The 25138-nt window shown below is 60.2% G+C and carries 20 protein-coding genes; 9 read left to right on the forward strand and 11 right to left on the reverse strand.

The annotated features are described in order from the left end of the window. Positions 1 to 108: 108 nt before the first annotated feature. Positions 109 to 1896 carry a DNA helicase RecQ gene (gene recQ, locus JJ889_RS14000; RefSeq protein ID WP_291896158.1) on the reverse strand — a complete coding sequence of 596 codons (1788 nt, stop codon included), beginning with the start codon at positions 1894 to 1896 and terminating at the stop codon, positions 109 to 111. Between the two features lie 292 nt (positions 1897 to 2188). Between recQ and JJ889_RS14005 the strand changes: the two genes are divergently transcribed. Further along, positions 2189 to 3913 carry an ATP-binding protein gene (locus JJ889_RS14005; RefSeq protein WP_291896160.1) on the forward strand — a complete coding sequence of 575 codons (1725 nt, stop codon included), beginning with the start codon at positions 2189 to 2191 and terminating at the stop codon, positions 3911 to 3913. On the opposite strand, the gene JJ889_RS14010 is transcribed toward JJ889_RS14005, so the two are convergent. The 3 genes from JJ889_RS14010 to JJ889_RS14020 form a co-directional block, all read right to left on the reverse strand. Then, positions 3910 to 4986 carry a DUF2855 family protein gene (locus JJ889_RS14010; protein ID WP_291896162.1) on the reverse strand — a complete coding sequence of 359 codons (1077 nt, stop codon included), beginning with the start codon at positions 4984 to 4986 and terminating at the stop codon, positions 3910 to 3912. The genes JJ889_RS14005 and JJ889_RS14010 overlap by 4 nt on opposite strands. Positions 4987 to 5117: 131 nt before the next feature. Beyond that, a complete protein-coding gene (locus JJ889_RS14015) occupies positions 5118 to 5435 on the reverse strand; it encodes a hypothetical protein (RefSeq protein WP_291896163.1) in 318 nt (105 codons plus the stop codon). A 128-nt stretch (positions 5436 to 5563) separates the two neighbouring features. Continuing rightward, a complete protein-coding gene (locus JJ889_RS14020) occupies positions 5564 to 6334 on the reverse strand; it encodes a DUF2306 domain-containing protein (RefSeq protein ID WP_291896164.1) in 771 nt (256 codons plus the stop codon). Positions 6335 to 6574: 240 nt separating this feature from the next. Here JJ889_RS14020 and JJ889_RS14025 point away from each other — a divergent pair, with 240 nt between their 5' ends. Beyond that, complete coding sequence (locus JJ889_RS14025; RefSeq protein WP_291896165.1) at positions 6575 to 7654, forward strand: AraC family transcriptional regulator; 1080 nt, start codon at positions 6575 to 6577, stop codon at positions 7652 to 7654. Positions 7655 to 7666: 12 nt separating this feature from the next. Here the strand turns inward: JJ889_RS14025 and JJ889_RS14030 are convergent, their stop codons facing one another. Both JJ889_RS14030 and JJ889_RS14035 read right to left on the reverse strand, forming a co-directional pair. Further along, positions 7667 to 9364 (reverse strand): serine hydrolase, encoded by a 1698-nt coding sequence (locus JJ889_RS14030; protein WP_291896166.1) that lies wholly within the window; start codon positions 9362 to 9364, stop codon positions 7667 to 7669. A 99-nt stretch (positions 9365 to 9463) separates the two neighbouring features. Next, positions 9464 to 10522, reverse strand: coding sequence for an AraC family transcriptional regulator (locus JJ889_RS14035; protein WP_291896167.1), 1059 nt, complete (start codon positions 10520 to 10522; stop codon positions 9464 to 9466). 183 nt (positions 10523 to 10705) lie between these two features. Here JJ889_RS14035 and JJ889_RS14040 point away from each other — a divergent pair, with 183 nt between their 5' ends. Beyond that, positions 10706 to 11176 carry a helix-turn-helix transcriptional regulator gene (locus JJ889_RS14040; RefSeq protein WP_291896168.1) on the forward strand — a complete coding sequence of 157 codons (471 nt, stop codon included), beginning with the start codon at positions 10706 to 10708 and terminating at the stop codon, positions 11174 to 11176. A 35-nt stretch (positions 11177 to 11211) separates the two neighbouring features. Here the strand turns inward: JJ889_RS14040 and clpA are convergent, their stop codons facing one another. From clpA to JJ889_RS14055, 3 genes are all read right to left on the reverse strand, one after another. Continuing rightward, the gene (gene clpA, locus JJ889_RS14045; RefSeq protein WP_291896170.1) at positions 11212 to 13521 is read right to left on the reverse strand and encodes an ATP-dependent Clp protease ATP-binding subunit ClpA; all 2310 of its coding nucleotides are present in this window, start codon (positions 13519 to 13521) and stop codon (positions 11212 to 11214) included. A gap of 4 nt (positions 13522 to 13525) precedes the next feature. Then, complete coding sequence (gene clpS / locus JJ889_RS14050; RefSeq protein ID WP_291896172.1) at positions 13526 to 13855, reverse strand: ATP-dependent Clp protease adapter ClpS; 330 nt, start codon at positions 13853 to 13855, stop codon at positions 13526 to 13528. Between the two features lie 237 nt (positions 13856 to 14092). Beyond that, positions 14093 to 14743, reverse strand: a complete 651-nt coding sequence (locus JJ889_RS14055; protein ID WP_291896174.1) for a phasin family protein — start codon at positions 14741 to 14743, stop codon at positions 14093 to 14095. A gap of 193 nt (positions 14744 to 14936) precedes the next feature. On the opposite strand from JJ889_RS14055, the gene JJ889_RS14060 reads away from it, so the two are divergent. From JJ889_RS14060 to rpmG, 6 genes are all read left to right on the forward strand, one after another. Then, positions 14937 to 16217, forward strand: coding sequence for a D-alanyl-D-alanine carboxypeptidase (locus JJ889_RS14060; RefSeq protein ID WP_291896175.1), 1281 nt, complete (start codon positions 14937 to 14939; stop codon positions 16215 to 16217). Positions 16218 to 16322: 105 nt separating this feature from the next. Further along, positions 16323 to 18917 (forward strand): type I DNA topoisomerase, encoded by a 2595-nt coding sequence (gene topA, locus JJ889_RS14065; protein ID WP_291896177.1) that lies wholly within the window; start codon positions 16323 to 16325, stop codon positions 18915 to 18917. Further along, on the forward strand, positions 18914 to 21178 hold the full coding sequence (gene rnr, locus JJ889_RS14070) for a ribonuclease R (protein ID WP_291896179.1): 2265 nt from the start codon (positions 18914 to 18916) through the stop codon (positions 21176 to 21178). Before topA ends, rnr begins: the two co-directional genes overlap by 4 nt. After that, a complete protein-coding gene (locus tag JJ889_RS14075) occupies positions 21175 to 21855 on the forward strand; it encodes an NUDIX domain-containing protein (protein ID WP_291896181.1) in 681 nt (226 codons plus the stop codon). The genes rnr and JJ889_RS14075 overlap by 4 nt, the downstream gene beginning before the upstream one ends. Positions 21856 to 21920: 65 nt before the next feature. Next, positions 21921 to 23105 (forward strand): MFS transporter, encoded by a 1185-nt coding sequence (locus JJ889_RS14080; RefSeq protein ID WP_291896183.1) that lies wholly within the window; start codon positions 21921 to 21923, stop codon positions 23103 to 23105. Positions 23106 to 23189: 84 nt separating this feature from the next. After that, on the forward strand, positions 23190 to 23357 hold the full coding sequence (gene rpmG / locus JJ889_RS14085) for a 50S ribosomal protein L33 (RefSeq protein WP_009800672.1): 168 nt from the start codon (positions 23190 to 23192) through the stop codon (positions 23355 to 23357). A 39-nt stretch (positions 23358 to 23396) separates the two neighbouring features. On the opposite strand, the gene JJ889_RS14090 is transcribed toward rpmG, so the two are convergent. Continuing rightward, a complete protein-coding gene (locus JJ889_RS14090) occupies positions 23397 to 24749 on the reverse strand; it encodes a PleD family two-component system response regulator (RefSeq protein WP_291896195.1) in 1353 nt (450 codons plus the stop codon). Between the two features lie 10 nt (positions 24750 to 24759). Further along, positions 24760 to 25125: a response regulator gene (locus JJ889_RS14095; RefSeq protein ID WP_291896506.1), complete on the reverse strand. Its 366-nt coding sequence runs from the start codon at positions 25123 to 25125 to the stop codon at positions 24760 to 24762. Between the last annotated feature and the right edge of the window lie 13 nt (positions 25126 to 25138).

The following is a 25138-nucleotide window of genomic DNA, read 5'->3' on the forward strand; positions in this document are numbered from 1 at the left end:
GGAAGTAAATGGGGACAGACACATTTTTAGGCCGAAAACGCGTGCCCCTTCGCCTGCGTGGCGAGTGAAAAATGTCTTTGTCCCAGTTTATTCCGGGATGAGCTGGTATTAATCCCCCAAAGCCCCCAAAAACACCTCCCCGAAATCCTTCAGCTTTTTCGGGCCGACGCCGTTTACGCTGCCCATTTCGTCGAGATTGCGTGGTTGCAGGTGGCACATGTCGATGAGGGTCGCGTCGGAGAAGATCACATAGGCCGGGACATTGCGCTCTGCGGCCAGCTCGCGGCGCACGGCCTTGAGGCGGGACAGGAGATCGGGGTCCACCTCGGCTGCTGCGGCGGCGATGGCGGCCTTGGTGCGGCGGGTTTCCTTCTTGAGGACGATTTCGCGGATCTCGACACTGGCCTTGCCGCGCAGGACGGCGTCGCCGCGGTCGGTCAGACGCAGGCCACCATAACCGCCGATATCCAGTTCCAGATGGCCTGAGGCCAGCATCTGGCGGGTCAGGCCTTGCCAGAAGGCCTTGGGCCGGTCCTGGCCGACACCATAGGTGGGCAATTGATCATGGCCGCGGGCGAGGACTTTCTCGGAGGCCGACCCACGCAGGATGTCGGTAATATGACCCACGCCAAACACCTGGCCGGTGCGGGCAATGGCGGAGAAGAGCATCTGCGCCTCGCGCGTGCCATCGATCAGGGTCGGCGGATCGAGGCAGATATCGCAATTCCCGCAGGCCTTACCGCCCGTCTCCCCGAAATAGGCCAACAGCGCCAGGCGACGGCACTGGGTCGCCTCGCAATAGGCCAAGAGCGCGTCCAGGCGTTTGTGTTCCTGGCGCTTGTGACGTTCATCCTCGCCATCCTGGTCGATGAATTGCCGCCGCATGCGCGCATCGCCCATGGCATAGAGCATCATGGCATCCGCCGGCTGGCCATCGCGCCCGGCGCGGCCGATTTCCTGGTAATAGGCCTCCATCGAGCCTGGCAGGGAAAGGTGGAGGACATAACGGATGTCCGGCTTGTCGATGCCCATGCCAAACGCGATCGTGGCCACCATGACCACGCCGTCCTCGGCCATGAAGCTTTCCTGGTTCTCCCGCCGCGTTTCCGGTGCCAGTCCGGCGTGGTAGGGCAAGGCACGATAGCCCTCACCGACCAGTAATTGCGCCACTTCCCCGGTCTGTTTGCGCGACAGGCAATAGACAATACCGGACTGTTTGCGTCGCGGTTCGAGAAAGTCGAGCAGCTGGTCCTTCCATTTCTGTTTTGGCGCGACTGCCAGCGACAGGTTGGGTCGGTCAAAGCCGTGCACAACGATATCGCCCTCACCGCCAAACAGCTTGGCCGCGATATCGCTGCGCGTGACCTCGTCCGCCGTGGCCGTGAAGGCGCCGATAACGGCATCGGGAAAGCGTTCGGAAAGCGCCGACAGCATCTCGTATTCCGGCCGGAAACTGGCGCCCCATTTGGAAATGCAATGCGCCTCGTCAATGACGAACATGGCGGGTTGCAGCCCGTCCAGCGCTGCCAGCATGCGGCCGGTCATCATGCGCTCCGGCGACATGTAGAGGAGTTTGGCCTCGCCCGTTTTGAAACTCTGCCAGGCCTGGACGTTTTCGTCACGATCTCGCCCGGAATGGATCGCCACGGCCTTGACCCCATTGGCCGCCAGGCCGGCCACCTGGTCATCCATCAGGGCTGTCAGGGGAGAGACCACCACGCTCGGCCCGTCCATCAACAGCGCCGGCACCTGGTAACACAACGACTTTCCTGCACCGGTCGGCATGACACACAACGTGTTCGTCCCGGCCAGCAACCGATCGACAATCTCCTCCTGCCCGGGCCTGAAACCGGGAAAGCCAAACGTGCTGGACAGGAGATCGAGGGAGCGTGACATCACGGATACCAGGTTACGGGACAACAAGGCGGTCAGGCGTTGCGGTTGCACAGCATGAATAAGTGGCCCGCCGCGTTCCGCCTAGGAAGACACACAGTTCTCAGGCCTCTTGCTTGGCACACGGAACGTGATGCCATGAATAATAACACCGCCAAATGCAAATAATATTTTGCGTTTTGCAACTAATCGCGCCGCATTCTGCAATACTCTTCGAAACTAGGGTGGATAACAATGAGTTAACAACGGCCCTGAACTTGCGTCTCCTAAAAGGTAAGAACGGGGAGAGTGAAGCGTGATCGAGGATCAGCACAACACGCGTGGGGACATGCACACTCCGCTCGCTGCAGAGCGAGAGCTGCAAATCTATCGTGAATTCGCGGCCCGGCTCGTCAGCCTCAACAAGGAAGACGAGCTGCTCTGGTACGTCGCGCAGAGCGTGGTCGGACGGTTGGGCTATGCAGACTGCGTGATCTACAGGCTGGAGCGCGAGACAGACACCCTCGTACAGGCCGCGGCGATCGGCGAAAAAACGCCTCTGCGGCGACAGATCAAGAACGCACTGCGCATTCCTGTCGGAAAAGGCATTACCGGCGCGGTCGCCGACAGCCATACCCCGTTGCTGGTCGGGGATACCCGCGCCGATCCGCGTTATATCCACGACCTCGCTCCGCCCGGTTCGGAGTTATGCGTTCCGATCCTGCACGGCAATGAATTGCTCGGCGTGCTGGATTCCGAACATCCCTCACCCGGCTGGTTTCGCGAATCCGATCTGGAGACATTCAAGGCCATCGCTGCGTTGACGGCTGCGCAATGGGCGCAATGCCGCCTGATCAGCTCCCTGCGCTCGGCCACGACACGCCTGCGTGTCGCCGAACGCGAGGCCGATGCGGCCAACCGGGCCAAACAGGATTTCCTGGCCAATATCAGTCATGAGGTTCGCACCCCGCTCAACGGGATTTCCGGTTGCCTGGACATCCTCGCCGAGACCGGAATAAATGACGAACAGCTCGCCTTGATAGCGCGGGCCTCGCGGTCCAGCGATGACCTCACCGCCCTGATCGATCAACTGCTCGACTTCTCACGGATCGAAGCCGGGACAATGCAGGTCAAGGAGGAGACCGGACGGCTCGAAACCCTCGTGGAAGATGTACTCGGCGCCTTCACCAAACAAGCGGCCCGCTCTGATCTCAATTTCAACGTTAAAAGCGACATCGCCCCGCTACCTGTCCGCACCGATCACCACAGGGTTCGCCAGATCCTGTTTAATCTCACGCAGAATGCACTCAAATTCACCGACCAGGGCCAGGTCGATGTGACGATTGAACGTCAGGCCGGCGACGAGCTTGTCCTACGCGTTTGCGACACCGGCATCGGCATGACCCGGGCGACCCGCGAGCGTGTGTTTGGCCGTTTTGTCCAGGCGGATGCTTCCCGCTCAAGGCGACATGGGGGCGTGGGTCTCGGCCTGGCCATCACCCGAAGCCTGGTCGACCTGTTGAACGGCACCATCACCGTGACTTCGCAAACCGGCGTCGGCACGACGTTTACCGTCCGCATTCCCGTGAACGAGGATGTGACCCCCGCGCAGACGGAATCGCCGGTCGACAGCAGCATCCCCGACTGCAGCGATATCCAGATCCTGCTAGCCGAGGACAGCGACACCAATGCCTTTGTTGTGACCCACCATCTGACACGGTGCGGCGCCCGCGTGATCCGTGCCGCCAATGGACGCGAAGCGCTCGCAGCGCTGGCTAAACATCGTTTTGATGCAGTCCTGATGGATGTGTCCATGCCGGAAATGGACGGGCTGGAAGCAACCATGCGCTTGCGCGAGCGGGAGGAGTTGGCCGCCCTGCCCGTCATCGCGCTGACCGCCCATGTCGCCGAGGCCGATATCCGCGCCTGCGAGGCGGCTGGCATGAACAGCTTCCTGTCCAAGCCGATTGACCGAGCCTCTCTTTACCGGACGCTCGGCCAACACATCTTCAAGCAAGAAGACATCGGGGACCGAGTTTAGGCCCCGACAGTCAAAGCCGCGCTCGCGGGAACGCCTCCCGCCACAAACCGCTTGTAGATATCCAGCGCGGCCTCTCCGCCCGCCTCTTCAGCGTAGTCGAAGTAACGTGAACCAGCGTCGGCAAAACCGTCCCAGCCGGCGCGGTAGCGACCGTCGAATGCCTCCTGACCCCATTCCTTGATCCGCGCGCGGGCATGGTCAGGGGCGAAGAAGAATTGCGGTTTCGGGCCTGGCAGATCAGAGGCCGGCACGCTCTTTTGCCAGTGGGCGCCACCGACACGGATATTGGCCATCAGCTGGTCAACGAGATGCGTGTGGATGGCGGTATTGATATCGCTGCTGCCCGCAAAATCGACGACGGCATGGCGCTCGTCACGCGACAGGCTGTCGATGGTGTCATAGGTGACAATCTCGTCGTAGAGATCGAGGCCTTTGACAAAATCAGAGTTTCCGTTCGAGGTCAGCGCGCGAACGGTGACGCCCGCTACCGGATTGGCCTTGAGCAACCAGGCCAGCGCGATGGCGGTCTTGGAAGACGCAGAAGTCAGCGAGATGGAGCTGGCGCCAAAGGCGTTCTCGTCGCGCAGGAATGTCGCCAGCAGGAATGAGGTGACAAACAGCGGCTGCAGGACCATCTGGGCGGCTTCACGTGCGGGCGACCAGATCGGATCGACGGCACAGCGGACATATCGGTTATAGGCCGGCGGCAGCTCGGCCCGGTGGGTGGTGAAATCGATGAAACTGCCCTTTTCCACCTTGCCCGGGCATACGATCAGTTCGGACCCGGCCGGGAAATAGCCATAGATGCGCTCACCAACGGTGAGATCGGCGCAACGCGTCTCGGCAATCTCGGCAAATCCCCAGACTGGCAGACGTCCACGATCATCATGGCCGGGAAAGAAATCCCAATAGCGCATGACCGTCCCGAACGCGGCGTAGGTGATATTGTTGGCTGTGACGGCGAAGCGGCGCACGGCAAGACGGGTTTCCCCCTCCTCCAGCGCGCGTGACGGCTCCTCGACAAGCGTGACATCCGCGATGGCCTCGCGTGCAATGGACAGCGCCCAGTTCATGATCAACCCCCTCATTTTGTTTTGTTGTAGAGACATTTATGGACAGGTTCGCTGATCTGGCAAGCATGTCCGGGCAATGAAAAACGGCGCCCCGTGGGAGCGCCGTCCATCATTCGGTCCAGGACCAATGATTATTCCGAAAAAGCAACCAGTGTTGCGGTACCGGCATTGCCTTCATTGGTCGTATAGGTCGTGGACGACCCAACTTCCTGGCTTGCTTCCGCAAAAGTCACACAAAGGCCGCTGGATGCGCAGAGCTCATTCGTGCCCTCGTCCCAGGTGTAAGCCTCCGGCGTGCTGCCGTTAACGGACGCAGTGTTCGCCGTAGTGTCCAGTACCAGCGTGAAGCTCTCACCGCTGTCACGGGTCAGTTCGATGACGATTTCGCCAGCCAGAGCCGGAGCCGCAGCGAGAAGCGCAATTGCTGCGCCTGCGATCAGTTTTTTCATAATCTCTCTCCCCTTTTTTGAGATCGTTTATCGACCAGAACGATCTGGTGGCATAATCGTTAACAGCTCCGTCACGAGAGGCAATGCGAAATTCGCCCACCAAGGGAATTGATCTCATCAACCTCTCGTCAGAAATGCGGTGACCACATCATCAGATAGGCCGCGAAAACACCAAAACCGGTCGCCAGTACGCCCAGGAAGGTCACCCCTGCCATGCTCCACTTGAACAGGCCGGACGAGCTATCGCTGGCCCATTGGTACAGCGTCAGCACGGCCAGCGGGACCAGGTAACAGGCAAAGGAAATGGCGATGTCCGCCGGCCCGTCCAGCTGGCTCGTATTGCCGACCGGTCCCTGGTGCATCATGTACCAGCCCATCAGGCAGATACGGAAAAACCAGACCCCGTTGGCCACGATGAACAGGCGCATCGCCCAGCGGCGGTGCACATCGATGCGGCGTTTAACAGCGTAAAAGAGAGTCAGACCTGCAAACACCACGATCAGGTGGGCGTTGAAGCTGACCCCCAGTGCCCCGATATCACTCAGCCGGACACCCTGGGCCCAGGTCATGAAATAGCCGCCAATCGCCAGAACCAGGGCAATCAGGATGAATACCCGCCCGGTCCAGCGGTGCAGCGCCGGGAAACGTTTGCGAAGCGGAGGGGTCAGCTGCAGCGTGCCGCCAACAATCATCACCATCGCGAGGAGGACGTGGCTGAGAAACAGGAGATTGCCGATGAAATCACCATTGACATACCCGCTGATCAGGCCTCGATCATTGATCGTGCCATAATCACCGGTGAGCGACTTCCGGCCGTAATACATGGCGATGTAGTAGACGAAGACCCACTGGCCTGCCGTGGCTATGAGGAACCACAACACGCCGGCTGATTTGAGCATGCCCTGCGCCCTGCCGGCACTATTCCTCGGGCTCGCGACATCAGTCATTTCACTTACCTTTCCTGCCTGTGCCCGCGCAAACTTGCGGCGGGTCCTGGACGGAAATGGCGTGATATCGACGCTCCGGTCCTGCCGATTTGGAAATCGGCGACAGTTTTTGTGAGGGATTTGGCGACAGCCTGTCACCCTTGATCCGGTATCGCGTTTGCAGGAGTGTGCGCGACCTTGATGGAGTGGCTCATGTTGATGCTGGCAAATTCGATCAAACTGGCGATCGCCAGTGGCTGCCTGGTCTGGGTGTTATGGGTGTTGCGCCGCGGGCGTTTCAGCGCGCTGGAGACCAGCTGGGCTGTATTCTGCACCTCAATGGGACTGGTGCTGTTGCACGAGGTCTTCTCTGATGTGCTGGGCCGATACGCGCTCCTGTTCGGCATGGCCGGCGGGGCGACCTGCAGCGTCTTCTATCTTTATGCGCGTGCACTCTTCCGCCCCGCCGCACAGATCGGCTGGCCACACCTGTTGCTCGTCAGCGGGATTTTCCTTCCCTCGGTGATCAAGCGCGGGCTGCTTTTCTTTGGCGATCCCAATTGGACAGACAGTGCCGGTTTTGACGTTATTGATGACACGCTGGGCAGTTTCCAGATCCTGCTGAGCTCAACCGCCCTGTTGCTCAGCTTCGCCGAGGCCGGCCGCGGTTTTGCCAATACAAACGGATCCGAACGCCATCTGCGCCTCGCCTTCCTCGGGGCGTTCGGTGTGTGCGTGAGCGTCTGCATGGTCTTGCCGATACGCGAGACGCTCTCTGCCAATGCGGAGTATCTCGCCCAGTCGATCTGCGCGCTCAGTATTTTCGCAGTGTCCTCGGTGGCGCTGGTTTTCCGCCTGCAGAACCCGCTGACCAAAACGGGTGAGCGCCTGCGCGCACGCCAGTCCGAAATGACCTCCGACGATCTCGCCCTGGGCCAGCGTATCGAGACCCTGTTCCGCGACGAGGCCCTGCATCTCAATGCCGAGCTGAAAGTCGCCGACATCGCCCGCCGTCTGATGGAGCCAGAATATCGTATCAGCCGTGCCATTACGGCCGGGCTGGGCGAAGCCAATTTCAACCGCCTCGCCAACCGATACCGGATTGATCATGCCTGCGCCCTGCTGACTGATCCGATCGCCACACCCAGGCCGATTCTCGACATCGCACTGGATAGTGGATTCGCGTCGCTGGGCCCGTTCAACCGTGCCTTCAAGGCCCGTACCGGCCTCACCCCGCGCCAGTACCGGAGCCAGGCGAATTGGCGCGATACCGGGGCGGTCAGCGCGGAGTAACCATCCGGGCGATCAACCGGCCCGACATTCGAACCAGACGTTCATGGCCAGCGGCCCGGAGGCGTGAAACCCGACCGGCTGACCGGATTGTGCACGCACAAACTCAATTCGCTGTAGCGGCCCCTCCCCGGCAAAGGTGTCGGGCTGGTACGGCGTGAACTCGAAGGACTGCAGTCTGGGATGGTGCGCTATCAACACGCCATCGCGCGCTTCAAGCCGGTAGTGCGTTTCCAGCTCCTCGCTGAAGCAACGCCCTGCATATTCATTGATATCAAGACTTTCCGGCTGGAAGCTCTCCAGCGCAATTCGCGGCGCCCATAAGGTGCCGTGAAGGCCAATCCGGTATCCCATCCGAGCGGCTGGGGTGCCACGCTGCGCCTCGAAGACAAGCGAGAGATCCGGTGACGTACTCAGCCGGAATTCGCCAGGTCCGATTTGGACAAGGGGCGCGAGGTCATCTCGTGACGCACCATGGGGAGCAAAGGTCAGCCCTCCTTCTCCCGCGCGCAGCGAGAAGATCACCCCCGGATAAAACTCGTAATCACCCGCGAGACCCTGCAAGTCGTTCAGGGAATGCGGTTCCCAGTTATCCGCTTGTGGCCCAACATAGCGAGGGTCGTTCTCGAGCCAGGCATCCATCAGCGCAAAGGCCATTGCCGCGGTGTCAAAATCTGTACGATTGCTCAGGATCACGATTTCCAGATCGGCAGCCGGAACGCGCAGCAGGAAAGACCTGTAGCCTGCGTCTCGCCCGCCATGTGACCAGGTCACAAACCCGTTATGAACCCGCAATTCCTGCCCTCGGCCAAACGTGGACACCTCACCATTCTCCGCCGTGTAACGGGCAGCCATTAACTCGAAGACGCGCGATGAACCAACAACACCGGTTTCAAAGTTTTCCGCCCAGCGCAGAACGTCGAGAGCCGTTGTATAGAGCCCGCTTGACCCGATGCTCTCGCTCGCCGAAATCACATTCCGAAAACTCTCGCCAGCCGGGTAGTAGGACGCCGCCCGCTGTGTGACCAGCGCATCGCGATCCGCTGGAAAGCCGGACCGGGTCATGCCGAGCGGAGCAAATACATTCTCCTGCATGAACTCCCGAAAGGGCTGTCCAGACACCCGCTCCACCACGCGTGCCAGCAGGGCATAGCCGGTATTGCTGTACTCAATACGGCTCGCAGCCGGAAAATTCACACCGCGCTGACGGGCCACCAGATCGAAAATGCCATCGCGCGTATGGATGTCTCCCGGCATCCATCCCGCCATTGCCGCGAGTGTATTTTGTTCCCTCAGCCCGCCGGCATGGTCGAGGAGATGCTGCACCGTGACCACATCATCCGTTTCACCGAGTTCCGGCAGATAAGTACGAATATCGTCGCCAAGCTGAATCTGACCCTCGCTGACCAGCAAGAACACCGCGAAGGCCGTGAACTGCTTGGACACAGAAGCAACCTGGAACACGCTATCCGGACTCAACGGCACGCCGTGCTCCAGGTTCGCAAGGCCAGCCCCGCGCGCATAGACGATCTCGTCATTCAAGGAGACTGCGACCGAGACACCTGGCGCACGATCGGAAACCCAGGGGGCCACAATCGCATCGGCACGAGCGGCGGGCGCTTCGGATGCACGCAGTTGCGCTTCTGCGTCGATAGCGCCCAGACTGAATGCGCAGAGCGCGGAGCAAACCAGGGGAAATAGAATTGAACTCATGATGTCACACCTCGTTGAAGACGCGACAGGTGTGAGTGTTTTCTCGGGTCCGAGCGACCGAATACAGGAAATCGAACGTCCGACTTTTCGCCCGTACGCTCATCGAGATGTCAGTTTCGACCGATAGGCGCTGGGTGTCATCCCCGTCTGTTTCTTGAATGCGGTGTTGAAGGAGGATTTGGAGTTGAACCCACTGTCGGTCAGGATCTGCAAGATCGTATGCTGCGGATATCGTTCGAGCAGGTCTTGAGCGTGGCGGACGCGGTATCCGTTGATAAAGTCAAAGAAATGCATGCCAGCACTCTGATTCAACAGTTCCGAAACCTCACGCGGTGTCATGGCGACCAGAAAAGCCAGACGCTCAAGATTCAGATCTGGGTCGAGATAAACTTGCTCGCTTTCAACGCGGACCCGCAAACTTTCGAGCTGAGATGATCCCACAGGCTGACCCGCTATCGGCAGCCGAAGGAGACGCCGGTCCACATCACGGAACAGATGAGGTTGCAGCAGGGATTTTAACGCGATCCAACTGGTTATGCCGAGCGCCAAAAGTGCACCAAAGATCTGCAGGGACGGCACCGCCCAGCCTGCCACTGTATCGGCCAGCAGGTCACGGCTCAGGATCACCAGGCGGGCAAACAATGAAGCCGCAGCCAGTTGGGTTAGCCACAACAGGACCTCAGATCGGGCTCCGGAGTGCTGCTGCTGAAATCGCCTTCGGAAACGCCACAGAAGAAGCAGAATGGCGGTCAGGTAACCAAAATAGATCAGCTGGCTCGTGATCCACGAGACGCGTCCGCCCGGCGCGAGAAGGTCACCGAGAAAACCGAAACTGCCCAGGCCTGGCCAGTTGACCAGAAGCGTGAGCGCGAAAGGTATCCCATGGACCAGATCGATCATCCGCAAGCGAAAATCTGAATAGCAGGACGCGACAAAAAAGAAGAAAAATACCGGCATCTGCAGCTTGCCGAGCGCGAGCCAGATCGTGCTCTGCCAGGTCCAGATGTAATCGCTCGCCCCCCACAGCCAGACTGTCAGTTCAATCGCGGTAAGCGCCAAAAAGCCGGCGAGAAACAGGTTGGGCTGCTTGCGGGGTGATGGCAGGGCGAACAGAAATCCGCTCAACAACAGGCAGACAAAGCCGATCAAGATCGACATCACGCCAAAAAAATTCGCGATTGAGAATTCGATGTCGACCCCCTGACTGCCGAGTCAGATGTTGTATATCCAAACCCCGCTCTGGAAAATGTACAAGATCACATGCTGTCACCTTGGTGACGTGTTAGGTTTGACCGGAACACGGCAAGCTGCCCCGGTCGAAACTCACTTGAGGAGACCAATGTGGAGCTGATTATGGGATTGAAATCCTTGCGTCTGGAACGCGGCTGGTCACAGGCCGAGCTTGCCGAGATCAGTGATCTCAGCGTGCGTACGATCCAGCGTATCGAAAAAGGTCACACGCCCAGCCTGGAAGCAATCAAGGCCTTGGCGACCAGTTTCGCGCTCTCTGCCGGCGAGTTTCAGCACCACCTGAAACAAACCCGGAGAAAAAACATGCCCGATCCTCTCAGCCATCCGGATATGGCCCGGGGCCTGATCCCCCGGGAATTCGAACGCCTGTTCTGGCACACCATGGTCTTTGCCGGCGTCATGACGGTGATCGCGTTTGTGACCTACCAGCTCGACGTCACCCCACGACTGGGATGGGGTGTCGGTATGATCTGGGCCGGCGTGCTCTTCCTTCAACTGGCCTTGATCCTGTTCCAGCGGCGAACATCTCGTACCCCGGCAAAAGAAAACGGCGCCCGTTAGAGGCGCCGTTTCCATATTCAGCTTCAGTCCGTGGATCAGGCCTTCTCGGCCTTGTCCTTGGTCTTCTTGTTGCGCGGCAACAGCCGGTCGCCCGGTGTGATGTGGAAGTCCAGGCGTTCTGGATCTGCATCGTCAACATTGACCTTGACCAAGCCGCCCTTCTTGAGCTCGCCAAACAGGATCTGGTCCGCCAGCGGCTTCTTGATGTGCTCCTGGATGACCCGACCCAGCGGACGGGCGCCATAACGACTGTCATAACCGCGCTCGGCGATCCAGGCCGTGGCATCCGGCGTCAGCTCGAAGGTCACACCCCGGTCGATCAGCTGAGCCTCCAGCTGCAGGACGAATTTCTCGACCACGCGGGAGATATGCTCAGGGCTGAGCGGTGCGAACGGAATGATCGCGTCCAGACGATTGCGGAATTCCGGCGTGAACAGGCGTTCGACAGCCTGGTCGGCCTCGTCCAGCTTCTTGCCACGGCCAAAACCGATGGCTTCCTTCTGGGCGTCCGCAGCACCGGCATTGGTGGTCATCACGACTATGACATTGCGGAAATCGACCTTCTTGCCATTGCTGTCAGTCAGCGTGCCATTGTCCATCACCTGCAGAAGGATGTTGAACAGGTCCGGGTGCGCCTTCTCGATCTCGTCGAGCAACAGGACGCAGTGCGGATGCTGGTCGATGGCATCGGTCAACAGACCGCCTTGGTCGAAACCGACATATCCCGGAGGCGCACCGATCAGACGCGATACGGCATGGCGCTCCATGTATTCGGACATGTCGAAACGTTGCAGCTCGACACCCATGATATCAGCCAGCTGTTTGGTGACCTCGGTCTTGCCCACGCCCGTCGGGCCGGAGAAGAGATAGGAACCAATCGGCTTGTTCGGCTCCCGCAGTCCTGCACGGGACAGCTTGATCGCGGTGGACAGTTTGGCAATTGCCTCGTCCTGGCCGAAGACCACGCGCTTGAGATCCGTGTCCAGCTGTTTCAGCTGGGTCTCGTCATCCTTGGAGACGGACTTCGGAGGAATGCGGGCCATGGTCGCTACGACAGCCTCGACATCCTTGACGCCAATCGTCTTCTTGCGCTTGGACGCCGGCATCAGACGCATCTGGGCACCCGCTTCGTCGATCACATCGATGGCTTTGTCAGGAAGTTTGCGATCACCCATATAGCGGGCCGACAGCTCGACTGCGGATTTCAGCGCATCATTGGTGAAACGCACATCGTGGAAGTCCTCGAAATAGGATTTCAGACCTTGCAGGATCTTGATCGCATCGGGGACGGACGGCTCGACAACATCGATCTTCTGGAAGCGACGCGCCAGGGCACGATCCTTCTCGAAGTGCTGGCGATATTCCTTGTAGGTCGTGGATCCCATGCAGCGCAGCTCACCGGACTGCAGGGCCGGCTTGAGCAGGTTGGACGCATCCATCGCACCGCCCGAGGTCGCACCCGCACCGATGACAGTGTGGATCTCGTCGATGAAGAGGACGGCATTGTCCTTTTGCTCCAGCTCCTTGACGACCTGTTTCACACGCTCCTCGAAATCACCGCGATAGCGCGTACCGGCCAGCAGTGAGCCCATGTCGAGCGAGTAGATCGTCGCCGTGGCCAGAACCTCGGGAACCTCGTTCTCGATGATCTTGCGGGCGATGCCTTCGGCGATGGCGGTCTTGCCAACACCGGGATCACCGACCAGAAGCGGATTGTTCTTGCGGCGGCGACACAGAACCTGGATGCAGCGCTCGACTTCGCTGTCACGACCGATCAGCGGATCAACGCCACCGGCCTTGGCCTTCTCGTTCAGATTGACGGTGTAGGCGGTCAGCGCATCACCATCCTTCTGCTTCTCTTCCGGCTCCTCGGTACCGCGGACGGCGCGCGGTTCAGCCGCGCTCGCCTTGCGGCCGATGCCGTGGGAGATGAAGTTCACCGCGTCGTAGCGCGTCATGTCGCGCTCGGCGAGGAAGTAAGCCGCGTGGCTTTCACGCTCGGCAAACAGGGCAACCAGAACATTAGCGCCGGTGACCTCTTCGCGGCCGGCATTTTGAACGTGAATGACGGCGCGCTGGATCACGCGCTGGAAACCGGCCGTCGGTTTCGCGTCCTCTTCATCGTCCACAACCAGCTCACCGAGCTCATTGTCGATATATTCTACCAGCGTGGCACGGAGCTCATCGAGATCCACGTCACACGCTTTCATTACGGAGCTAGCGTCCTGGTCGTCCACGAGGGCGAGAAGGAGATGCTCCAGCGTTGCAAATTCATGCCCACGCTCATTGGCATAACCCAAAGCGCGGTGCAGGGAGTCTTCCAAGTCGGCAGAGAAAGATGGCACCACTCTATTCCTTTTCCATCGTGCACTGGAGCGGATGTTGTCCACGCCGTGCAGCGTCCAAGACCTGGGCTACCTTTGTTTCGGCAACCTCGTACGTGTACACACCACACATACCGACACCGTTCTGATGAACATGAAGCATTATCCTGGCGGCATCTTCGGGAGTTTTCCGAAAGATCCCGACGAGGATCTCAACGACGAACTCCATGGGCGTGTAGTCATCATTGAGTAGCAGAACACGGTAAAGCGAAGGTTTCTTTGTCGCCGGCCGTGTCTTCGTGGCAATGCCGGTTTCTTCTTCAACGCCGTTATCTTCGTGATTTCGTTCGGTCATATTATAATCGTTCTTTTGAACAGTATCGGGTCGTTCAACTGACAGATAGGGAGGGGCAGCGCGACCGGAAAGGTGCGCTGTGCACTCCGTCCATCACAAACGATAACACGGAGTCGAGCGGACTGCAGGAATTTCACTGCAGACACGAAAAATTCCTGCATGCGGAACGCGTGCAGAAAAAAAGAAGGGCCCGGCGAAAACCGGGCCCAGTCGGGGAGGAAAAATCTGTGGAGTCGCTTAGCGCTGGGATTGCGCCAGGTCGACAGCTGCAGAAACGCGATCGTTCAGCGGCTTGAAAGAGGTCTTGAACAGGTCGGCGAAGAGCTCGGACGTCTTGTTCATTTCAGACAGGTAGCTGTCCATGGAGGACTTGGCGTACTCGGACTGGATCTCGAAGATTTCCTGGACGGACTTCGCGGAAGCAACAGCCTTGGTCACCGCAACGCCCTCTTCCATAGCGGACTTGGCATAAGCAACGGCGTTCGCATTGACCGTCTCGATGCCCTTGCCGGCAACAGTCGCGGTCTCGATGACTGCATCCATCGTTTCCTTGTGGAAGGCAGAAGCGTCATTCACCACAGAGATGGTCTTCTCGAAACCCTCTTTGAGAGCTTCATTGCTTGCGGAGGTCATGGTTTCGATCGTCTGGTTCATCGGGTTTCCAACTTTGATCTCGGGCGCAGCGGGCTTCGCTGCAACAGATTTAACGGTTTTCGGCTTGGCGGCGGTTTTCTTCGGCGCTGCCTTGGCAGCCGTCTTCTTGGTCGCCGTGGTCTTACGAGCGCTTTTCGTCGCCGGTTTCTTGGCAGACACCTTTGCAGGCGTCTTCGGCTTGGCTTCAGCCTTGGTTTTGGCCGGCGCCGGAGATTTCTCGGTTACGTCAGTCATGGCTCAACACACTTCAGAGTCAGCGACCGCACTTCGCAGTCGCAGCATTACTACGCACTCGCAGCACGCACGTCAAGCGAATTTTGTGCACTGCACAAATTTCGGACTTTCACGTAGCTGACAAGCCGCGCCCGTCGAATTGCGCGCTTACACTTAACCCGATGGAAACGGTGGGCGTCGCACCCTCTCGCGCATGAGACGTCTACACGCCCCCCTTCTGGCCCTCCTCCTGGCCTTGAGTCTCGCGCTCGCGCCCTCTGCCAGCGCCAATAATCAACGTTATGCGGCCTTTGTGGTCGACCAGAATACCGGTGTAGTCCTGCACTCGAGACGGTCGGAGGCACAGCGCTACCCCGCTTCGCTGACCAAGATGATGACGCTCTATATGCTGTTCGAGGCGATCGAGATCGGCGAGATTGGGCTGGAAGATCAGATCCGCGTTTCTGCCAACGCCGCCAGCGCCCCGCCCTCCGGCCTGGGTCTGCGCTCCGGCGATACAATACGTGTCGAGGACGCGATTCTCGCCCTGGTGGTGAAAAGCGCCAACGACGTTGCGGTCGCAGTCGGCGAACGCATCAGCGGAGGCGAACGTGCCTTCGCGGACGAAATGACCGTGCGCGCCCGGGCTCTGGGACTGGAGAACACCACCTTCCGCAACGCGTCCGGCCTGCCCAATTCGCGCCAGACCACGACTGCTCAGGACATGGCCCGTCTGGCTGTCGCCCTGCATCGGGATTTCCCCCAGTATTTCGACTTTTTCGACACGACCGAGTTCACCTATGGCGGTCGCACCTACCGCAATCACAATACGCTGGTCGGTCGCGTCAATGGTGTGGACGGCCTCAAGACAGGATATACCCGTGCGTCGGGTTTCAATGTCGTTGTGTCCGCCGAGCGGGGTGAGAACCGTCTTATCGCCGTGATCATGGGCGGCCCGACCGCCGCTGCCCGGGATGCCCATGCCGAGGAATTGCTGGAAGCGGCCTTCAACACGCTGGAACAGCGTCAGGACAGCCGCTTGTTTGCCGGGCTGACCATTCCGCGCCTCAACCCGGTGCGCGAACAGGCCATCATTGCCCGCGAGTTCGCCGAACTCGGGGTCGCTGCCCCCACGGAAATGGGATCGGCACAGTCTGCACCGCCGCTGCGTGTCGTTCTCGCTGACGAAGACGAGATGACCAGCCCCCTCGCCGCTCCCGCCGCCGAACGCTCCTCCCGGGATCCGGCGAATATCTGGTCTGTCCAGGTCGGCGCCTATCGTTCGGCTGACCAGGCACGTGAACGCCTCGCCCAGGTTGCCGCGCTTTCTCCAGTACTTGATAACGCCCAGCACGCTGCCCGGTCAGTTGATGTAAATGGCAATCAGCTGTGGCGCGCCCGTTTCGAGGCGCTCAGCGCCGAGGAAGCGCGCCAGGCGTGCAGTGATTTCGGCCGGTTCGACCAGGCCTGTTTCGCGGTCGCTCCGGGTCGTTAGACACACATTGTTCAGTCCTGCTGAGTTGACAGCGCCGGATCGCTCGCACACTTTCGCGCGCCTTGCACAACACAACCAATCCTCCCATCCGGCCTGGAATCACCGATGAACGTCGTCGTAGTCGAATCGCCTGCCAAGGCAAAAACCATCAATAAATACCTGGGCTCACAGTATACCGTACTGGCCAGTTTCGGACATGTCCGCGACCTTCCGCCCAAGGATGGCTCGGTCAAGCCGGACGAGGATTTCGAAATGGCCTGGGAGGTCGACAGCCAGTCGGCCAAACGTGTCAAGGCGATCGCCGATGCGGTCAAGGAAAGCGACAAGCTCATCCTGGCGACTGACCCGGATCGCGAAGGCGAAGCCATTTCCTGGCATTTGCTGGAAGCGCTGACCAAGCGCCGCGTGCTGAAGAATGTCACCGTCGAGCGTGTTGCCTTCAACGCCATTACCAAGCCGGCCATCCAGGAAGCCATGCGCCATCCGCGCGCCGTGGACATGGAACTGGTCAATGCCTATCTGGCCCGCCGCGCGCTGGACTATCTCGTCGGCTTCACCCTGTCGCCGGTGCTCTGGCGCAAGCTGCCCGGTTCGCGCTCGGCAGGCCGGGTCCAGTCCGTCGCCCTGCGCCTGATCTGTGACCGCGAGCTGGATATCGAGAAGTTCAAGGCCGAGGAATACTGGACCGTCGACGCCGATATCACGACCTGTGGCAGCAGCTTCCGCGCCAAGCTGGTCACGCTGGACGGCAAGAAGCTCCAGAAGCTATCGATCAAGGACCGCGCCTCTGCCAATGCCGCTGTCGAGGCGATCAATTCTGCCAGCCTCTCCATTTCCGGGATCGAGGCCAAGCCGACACGTCGCAATCCGCCGCCGCCCTTCACGACATCCACCCTGCAACAGGAAGCCGCGCGCAAGCTGGGTTTCTCTGCGACACGCACCATGCAGACGGCGCAGAAACTCTATGAAGGCGTCAATATCGGCGGTGAGACGGTTGGCCTGATCACCTATATGCGTACCGACGGTGTCTCCATGGTGCCCGAGGCGATCAGCCAGGCGCGCGATGTGATCGGCGACCAGCACGGTTCGCTCTATGTGCCGGCCTCGCCGCGCATGTATTCTTCCAAGGCCAAGAACGCCCAGGAAGCGCACGAAGCCATCCGCCCGACCAGCTTCTCCCGCCTGCCGGAGAATATGGACCTGGACGGCGACATGGCCCGTCTCTACAAGCTGATCTGGCGCCGTGCCGTTGCCAGCCAGATGGAGAGCGCCCGTTTCGAACGCACGACGATCGACGTCACCTCCGACGACGGCAAGACCGGCCTGCGCGCCACGGGTTCCGTGCTGATGTTTGATGGCTTCCTGACGCTTTACCAGGAAGGCCGCGACGACGAAGAGGATGAAGGCGAAGCGCGCCTGCCGAAAGTTGAGCAAGGCGCTGCCGCCGACGCTGCCAAGACCTATTCAGACCAGCACTTCACCCAGCCGCCGCCACGCTTTACCGAGGCCTCTCTCGTCAAGCGCATGGAAGAGCTGGGCATTGGTCGCCCGTCGACCTACGCCTCCACGCTGCAGGTGCTGCGTGACCGCGACTATGTCCGCATGGACAAGAACCGTTTCCACCCGGAGGACAAGGGCCGCGTGGTTATTGCCTTCCTAGAGAATTTCTTCAGCCGCTATGTCGAATACGACTTTACCGCGGACCTGGAGGGTCAGCTCGACAAGGTCTCTGCCGGTGATCTGGACTGGAAACAGCTGCTGCGTGACTTCTGGACACACTTCAAGGCGGCGGTCGAAGAGATTGGCGAGCTTCGCATCACCAATGTCCTGGACGCCCTCAATGAAGCCCTGGCCCCGCACATCTTCCCGGAAAAGGAAGACGGCAGCGATCCACGCCTGTGCCCGTCCTGTAACGAAGGCACGCTGAGCCTGCGCCTCGGCAAGTTCGGTGCTTTCCTGGGTTGTTCCAATCACCCGGATTGCAAGTTCACACGCCAGATGAGCCCGCAGGACGCCGACAGCGTCATCGAGGGGGATGGCCAGATCGCGATCGATCCGGAGAGCGGCAAGCCTATCACGCTGAAAGACGGTCGTTTCGGCCTGTATCTGGAGATGGAGCTGGAGGGTGAGGACAAGCCCAAGCGGGCATCCATCCCGAAGGGCTGGGACGCGCACGCCCTGACCGAGGACCAGGCCATCAAGCTGATGAGCCTGCCGCGCCTGGTCGGTGATCACCCGGATGACGGCCAGCCGATCACCGCGGCAATCGGTCGGTATGGTCCCTACGTCCATCACGAAAAGACCTATGCGAACCTCGCCAATGTCGAGGAGGTCTTCGAGATCGGCCTCAACCGGGCCGTATCCGTCATCGCAGACAAACGCGCCAATCCCGGCCGTCGCGGCACTGCCGCCACCGCGCTGAAGGACCTGGGCGAACATGACGGCAAACCCGTCCGCATCATGAGCGGCCGGTATGGCCCCTATGTAAAGTACGAAAAGATCAACGCCACCCTGCCCAAGGGCACCGAGCCGGAATCGGTGACACTGGAACAGGCCATGGAGCTGGTCGAGGCCAAGGCGGCCAAGGGCGGCAAGAAGAAGCCGGCGGCCAAGAAGAAGACCGCTGCCAAGAAAAAAGCGCCCGCGAAGAAAAAGGCTCCGGCCAAGAAGTCGACCAAGAAGGCTGACAGCGAGTCGTGAGCGATCTTGATCCGAAGCTGGCCGGATTTACCCGCGAAGGCCTTGTCGCGGCGATCAAGGCGGGTGAAGGCCAGTTCGGCAAGCGCGAACTCGCTCGCGCGCTCGGCCTGAAGGGCGCCGACCAGAAACGTCATCTCAAGGAACAGCTCGCACTGCTCGAGGATGAAGGCGTCGTCTCCCGCGATAACAAGAAGAATTATGTTCTCGCCGGCGCCTTGCCGGCAGTGACTGTCGTCGTCATTACCGGGCGCGATGAGCATGGCGAATTGTTGGCCGAACCCGCGCGAGCAGACCGCGGCGCACCGATTATCCGCCTCGCTCCCGGCGAAGGGGCTGGCGGCAAGGGTGAAACCGCCGTCGGTATTGGCGACAAGGCACTTGTGCGCCTCGCCGAACAGGAAGACGGCAGTTATGAAGCCCGCATGCTCAAGAAGCTGGGCCAGAGCGCCCACCGCATTCTCTGTGTGATGCGCAAGCCCGAGAAGGGTTATGCCCGTCTCCTGCCGGTGGACCGTCGCTCCCGCCATGAACTCATTCCGGCCAAGGGCGAAGGCGAGAAAGCCGCTGATGGCGAGCTGGTGCTGTGCCGGATCGCCAAGGAGCGCCGCTTCGGCCTGAAAACTGCCGAGATTGTCGAAGTGCTCGGCGATGCAGACAGCGCCGGCGCGGGCAGTGTGATCGCCCTGCATGCACACGGCGTCCCGCAAGGCTTCTCCGAGGCTGAACTGCAGGAAGTCAAGGCGATCAAGCCCGCCAGTATGGGCAATCGTACCGATCTGCGTGATCTGGCTCTGATCACCATCGACCCCGACGATGCCAAGGATCATGACGACGCTGTCTGGGCAGCGCCGGACGAGGATCCCAGCAACAAGGACGGCTGGGTCGTGATGGTGGCCATCGCGGACGTCGCAGCCTATGTGCAAAGCGGTGGTTCGCTGGATCGCGGCGCCTACAAGCGCGGAAATTCCGTCTACCTGCCTGACCGGGTCATTCCGATGCTGCCGGAACGCCTGTCCAACGACCTCTGCTCCCTGCGCGAGCTGGAAGAACGCCCCTGCCTGGCCGTCCGCATGGTCTTTGACCGCAATGGCAGCAAGAAGTCCCACAAATTCATCCGGGGCTGGATGAAGTCGGCTGCCAAATTGGCCTATACAGATGCGCAGGACGCGATCGAAGGCGGTGGCTCGAACAAGGCCATGGCATTGCTGGACGTCGTCCTCAGACCCCTCTGGGGCGCCTATGAGGCGCTGCAAAAGGCCCGCGCCGCGCGCGAACCGCTGGAGATTGATGCGCCGGAACGACGTGTCCGTGTGTCCGAGAGCGGTGAAGTCCTCGGTGTCCAGGTCCGTGAGCGTTTCGATGCACACAAGCTGATCGAAGAGTTCATGATCCAGGCCAATGTCTGTGCGGCAGAAAGCCTGGAGAAGAAGCGCACCCCGCTGATCTATCGCGTTCACGAACAGCCCTCGCGCGAAAAAATCGATGGACTGGCGAGCTTCCTGCCGACGGTCGGCTTCAAATGGGTACGTGGCGAGAAACCGGCGACCGGCCGTTTCAACAAATTGCTGGCACAGGCCAAGGGGACCGAGCACTACGAAACGGTCAACGAGGTCGTCCTGCGCTCCCAGAGCCAGGCTGTCTACGAAACCGACAATGCTGGCCATTTCGGGCTCAACCTCGACCGCTATGCCCACTTCACCTCACCCATCCGTCGATATGCCGACCTGACGGTGCACCGTGCGCTGATCCGGGCGCTGGACCTGGGCAATGACGGTCAGAGCGACGAGGAACGTAGTCGCCTCGCCTCCATCGCGGACGAGATCACCCAATCCGAACGCCGCGCCATGGCCGCAGAGCGCGATGCTGTGGACCGTTTCATCGCGCTTTACCTGGCAGAACGGGTCGGTGGCGAGTTTGACGGTCGTATCACCGGTCTGACGCGCTTTGGTGCCTTTGTGCGCCTGGCCGAGACCGGCGCCGACGGTCTGGTCCCTGTATCCACCCTTGGTCATGAACGCTTCGAACATGACGAGGCCACCCATGTCCTGGTCGGCATGGAAAGCGGCGGACGTTATCGCCTGGGCATGAATGTGAAGGTGCGTATCGAAGAGGCCACGCCCATAACGGGCGGGCTCCTGCTGGAGATGCTCACCGATCCGGAACCGGGTCCTCGTCCGAACCGGCGCAATCGCGGCCGCGGCCGACCGGGTCATGCCCCCAAGCGTGGTGGCCGTCCCTGGAAGAAGGGCAAGCGGCGATGAGCGATGAGAGCCATGACAGGAAACTGCCGGCGATCCGCCCGCGTCTCGCAGCCTCGCTGATCCTGACCCGCGGCGACCGGGACAATCTTGAAGTCTTGATGGGCAGACGGTCGTCCAGACACGTCTTCATGCCCAATAAATACGTTTTTCCGGGCGGACGCGTGGACCGTGCCGACAATACAGCACCGCTTGCCGCTGACCTGGCCAGCGAACCGCTTCACGTAATGCAGAAACACCTCCCGGAACGCCGGGCGCGGGCTGCTGCCGTGGCTGCCGTCCGCGAAACCGCGGAAGAAACCGGATTGCTCATCGCCGCCCGGGGCGCGACACGCTCGCGCCATCCGCACTGGCAGCCCTTCCAGCGCGATGGCCTTTTGCCGGACCTCTCCGCCCTGCGCCTCATCACTCGCGCCATCACGCCTCCGGGACGCAAACGCCGCTTTGACACCTGGTTCTTCACCGCAGACGTATCTGCACTGGCCGATGAGCGCGCGCCGGTACCCAGCGAGGAACTCGAAGATGTTCACTGGGTAGCCTTCCCGGACGCCAAGAAACTTGACCTGCCCATCGTCACGCATTTCGTGCTGGAGGAGTTGCTGCGCGTCCAACCGCCCGAGCCCCAGCCCGTGCGTTGTTTCCGGGCACGTCACGGCAAGATGCTGGTGGAAGATATCTGACCCGCTCGCGCATGCAGGGTGAAAATTTCTAGGACAAGCGTGCTGCCCGGTCCTATAGCTGGGGCATGTCCACAGCGCATTTCTTCACTGACAAGGCTTTCGCCAACAATCGTTCGTTGATCGCAGCCATTTGTTGTGCTGCGGTTTGTGGCATCGTTTTCGGCCTGTCCATGCCACTGATTTCGCTGCGCCTGGAAGAAATGACCGGCTCCGGCCTGATGGTCGGGCTCAATGGCGCTGCTGCAGCACTGTCGACCCTTGTGATCGCGCCGCTGGTTCCCCGCCTGATGGCGCTGCTGGCGCCGCGTCGGCTTCTCGTGCTCTCACTGGTCGGCGCGGCGGGCCTGTTCACACTGCTGCCGGTTTTTCCGGTCGTGCTGATGTGGTTCCTGCTGCGTTTTCTGATCGGCTGTTTCATGACCGTGATCTTCGTGATTTCGGAAAGCTGGATCAATCAGATCGTCTCACCGGACAGGCGCGCCCTGATGCTTGGTGTCTATGGCACGGCACTTTCCGGCGGCTTCGGTATTGGCGGCCTGCTTTTCTCCGCACTGCACGGTGCCGGCGACACAGCCTTTTATCTGGGTGCCTTCATCTTCCTGGCCGGCACCCTTCCGATTCTTTTCCTGGAGGGCCCACAGGCCACAGCGCCGGATGCGGAATCCACTTCGCTGTCGAGCCTGATCAAGACCGCCATGATCGCGCCCAGCGCCATCCTTGCCGGTCTGGCCTTCGGTGCGACGGAGACCCTGCTCTATTCCATGTTGCCGGTGTATGGCAAAAACATCGGGCTAGAGCACACGATGATCGGCCTGATGGTCCTTGCCGTGGCCCTGGGAGCCATCGTATTCCAGCTCCCGATCGGCTGGGTTGCGGATAGGACATCGCGTCGCCTGACCCTGCTCTGGATCGCTGTCATCGCAACATTTGCGTCTGTGCTGGCCGGGTTTGCCGGCAACAACACCCTGTTGCTTCTGCCCATCCTGTTTGTGCAGTCCGGCGTCGTCAGCGGGCTCTACACGGTCGGTCTCTCCCTCCTCGGTGAACGCTTCACCGGCGGAGCAATTGCCACCGCGAACGCGACCTTCATCTTTGCATATGGCGTAGGATCACTGGTCGGCCCGCCGACCGCAGGGCTGGCCATGGACGCGGTTGGCCCCTGGGGCCTGCTCGCTGTTCTCGCCGGGATTACGGGCGCCTATGTCATTGTTGTGTCGCTGCGTACAGTTTTTGGCGGTGCCAAGAGTTGACACTCAGCCCCGCGTGAGTATGTTCGCGCGCTCTCGCGACGGCAATGGGGCCGTTTGTGCGCGATGAACCAGGACTTTTGAGCCATGGCGAAGCCAACAACGATCAAGATCCGCCTGAACTCCACGGCTGGAACCGGTTACTTCTACGTAACCAAGAAAAACGCGCGCACCATGACCGAGAAGCTCGTGCTGAAAAAGTACGATCCGGTTGCCCGCAAGCACGTTGAGTTCAAAGAAGGCAAAATCAAGTAAGCTGTTAAAGCTTAACTTGTTTTCGTATCAGGCTGCAGCTCATGCTGCGGCCTGAACTCGATTCCGGCCATCGGTTTTCGCCTCATAGAGCGCGGCATCGGCCCGGCGCAACAGCGATTCCATCGGCTCTCCCGGCGATGCCTGGGCAAGGCCAATACTGACTGTGACCGGCAGTTCCAGCTCGTCCGACAGCTTGAACAATTCACTGCAGACACTGCGGCGAATGCGCTCGGCGGCATGCTCGGCCTCGGCCAGACCAGAGCCCGGCATCAGAATCACAAACTCCTCACCGCCATAACGCGAAGCTAGGTCCAGCGCCCGCAATTGTGCGGTAATGCGCTGGGCAAAGATTTTCAGCACCACATCTCCGGCCTCATGGCCATGCGTGTCGTTGATGCGCTTGAAATAGTCGATATCCAGCAAAAGCACGGAAACTGGTGCTCCACCGGCATTCGCGCTCTCGACCGCCTGGCGCAGACGCGATTCGATGAAACGACGATTGTGCAGTCCTGTCAGCGCGTCGGTGATCGCCATGTTCAGGCTCTCATCCAGGCGATTGCGAAGCTTGTCCGCATAACGTTTGCGACGCAGCTGTGTCCGCACACGCGCAGCGAGCTCGCTGGCATCTACCGGCCGGTAGACAATGTCATTTGCACCCAGCTCCAAAGCCTTCACGGCCATCTTGACGTCATCCGGGTTGACGATGGCGACGATCGGAATCTGACGTGTCGCCGTATCGGATCGAATGCGAGCACACACACGCAAACCGTCAAAGGTCGGACAGGTCAGGTCCAGCAACATCAGATCGATACCGCTCTGCATGCGCTTGACTGCCGAGGCGGGCTCCAGCTCGTAGTCTGCGTCAATTCCGTCCGGAAAAGCGCGGGCAAAACGTTTGCCGCTACGTTCCTCGCTGGTGACGACAAGCGCGGTTGCGGGCTGGGCATCCAGCTCGACCGGGTCAGCCACGATACCGGCAAGCGCCCCGCCCTGGTCGCGATAGCGCAACTCGTCCAGCACGGCCTTCAGACGCAACAGACTGCGTACGCGTGCAAACAAGGTGACATCGTCGATCGGCTTGGTCAGGAAATCATCAGCACCACATTCCAGACCCCGAATGCGATCCTCGCGCTGATCCAGCGCTGTGACCATGATGACCGGGATGTGGCGGGTTTGCAGATCGACCTTCAGGCGCTGGCAGGTCTCGTAACCATCAATGCCAGGCATCATGATGTCGAGCAGGATCAGGTCGGGTTGTTCCTGGCGAGCGAGATCGATGGCATCAACACCGTTCTCGGCCGTGCACACGTCGAAATACTCGGCAAGGAGCTTCGCCTCCAGCATTCGGACGTTGGCAGGCTGGTCATCGACGACAAGAATACGGGCACTCATCGTCTACCCCCTAGTCCAAGAATTGGCGAACCGTTTCAATGAAGGTGGAGACGGTGATGGGTTTGGACAGATAGGCTTCGCAGCCGCCTTTGCGAATGCGTTCCTCATCGCCCTTCATGGCAAAGGCCGTGACCGCGACGACCGGAATCGTCTGCAGGGAATCATCTTCCTTGAGCCATTTCGTCACTTCCAGGCCAGAGACCTCCGGAAGCTGAATGTCCATGAGAATGAGATCAGGTGTGTGTTCACGCGCCATTTCAAGCGCCTTGAAACCATCCTTGGTCTGCAAGGTCTCATACCCATGAGCCTCAAGCAGATCGTTGAAGAGCTTCATATTGAGCTCGTTATCTTCGACGATCAGGACCTTTTTCGGCATGACCTGCAGCATA

Source organism: Maricaulis sp. (assembly GCF_017643475.1).
Lineage (GTDB): Bacteria > Pseudomonadota > Alphaproteobacteria > Caulobacterales > Maricaulaceae > Maricaulis.

Excerpts from the sequence above, each read along its gene's own strand:
- recQ (WP_291896158.1), bottom strand. The coding sequence starts at position 1,896 with ATGTCACGCTCCCTCGATCTCCTGTCCAGCACGTTTGGCTTTCCCGGT.
- JJ889_RS14010 (WP_291896162.1), bottom strand. The coding sequence starts at position 4,986 with ATGAACTGGGCGCTGTCCATTGCACGCGAGGCCATCGCGGATGTCACG.
- JJ889_RS14015 (WP_291896163.1), bottom strand. The coding sequence starts at position 5,435 with ATGAAAAAACTGATCGCAGGCGCAGCAATTGCGCTTCTCGCTGCGGCT.
- JJ889_RS14020 (WP_291896164.1), bottom strand. The coding sequence starts at position 6,334 with ATGCTCAAATCAGCCGGCGTGTTGTGGTTCCTCATAGCCACGGCAGGC.
- JJ889_RS14025 (WP_291896165.1), top strand. The coding sequence starts at position 6,575 with ATGTTGATGCTGGCAAATTCGATCAAACTGGCGATCGCCAGTGGCTGC.
- JJ889_RS14030 (WP_291896166.1), bottom strand. The coding sequence starts at position 9,364 with ATGAGTTCAATTCTATTTCCCCTGGTTTGCTCCGCGCTCTGCGCATTC.
- JJ889_RS14035 (WP_291896167.1), bottom strand. The coding sequence starts at position 10,522 with ATGTCGATCTTGATCGGCTTTGTCTGCCTGTTGTTGAGCGGATTTCTG.
- clpS (WP_291896172.1), bottom strand. The coding sequence starts at position 13,855 with ATGACCGAACGAAATCACGAAGATAACGGCGTTGAAGAAGAAACCGGC.
- JJ889_RS14055 (WP_291896174.1), bottom strand. The coding sequence starts at position 14,743 with ATGACTGACGTAACCGAGAAATCTCCGGCGCCGGCCAAAACCAAGGCT.
- JJ889_RS14060 (WP_291896175.1), top strand. The coding sequence starts at position 14,937 with ATGAGACGTCTACACGCCCCCCTTCTGGCCCTCCTCCTGGCCTTGAGT.
- topA (WP_291896177.1), top strand. The coding sequence starts at position 16,323 with ATGAACGTCGTCGTAGTCGAATCGCCTGCCAAGGCAAAAACCATCAAT.
- JJ889_RS14075 (WP_291896181.1), top strand. The coding sequence starts at position 21,175 with ATGAGCGATGAGAGCCATGACAGGAAACTGCCGGCGATCCGCCCGCGT.
- JJ889_RS14080 (WP_291896183.1), top strand. The coding sequence starts at position 21,921 with ATGTCCACAGCGCATTTCTTCACTGACAAGGCTTTCGCCAACAATCGT.
- rpmG (WP_009800672.1), top strand. The coding sequence starts at position 23,190 with ATGGCGAAGCCAACAACGATCAAGATCCGCCTGAACTCCACGGCTGGA.
- JJ889_RS14090 (WP_291896195.1), bottom strand. The coding sequence starts at position 24,749 with ATGAGTGCCCGTATTCTTGTCGTCGATGACCAGCCTGCCAACGTCCGA.
- JJ889_RS14095 (WP_291896506.1), bottom strand. The coding sequence starts at position 25,125 with ATGCCGAAAAAGGTCCTGATCGTCGAAGATAACGAGCTCAATATGAAG.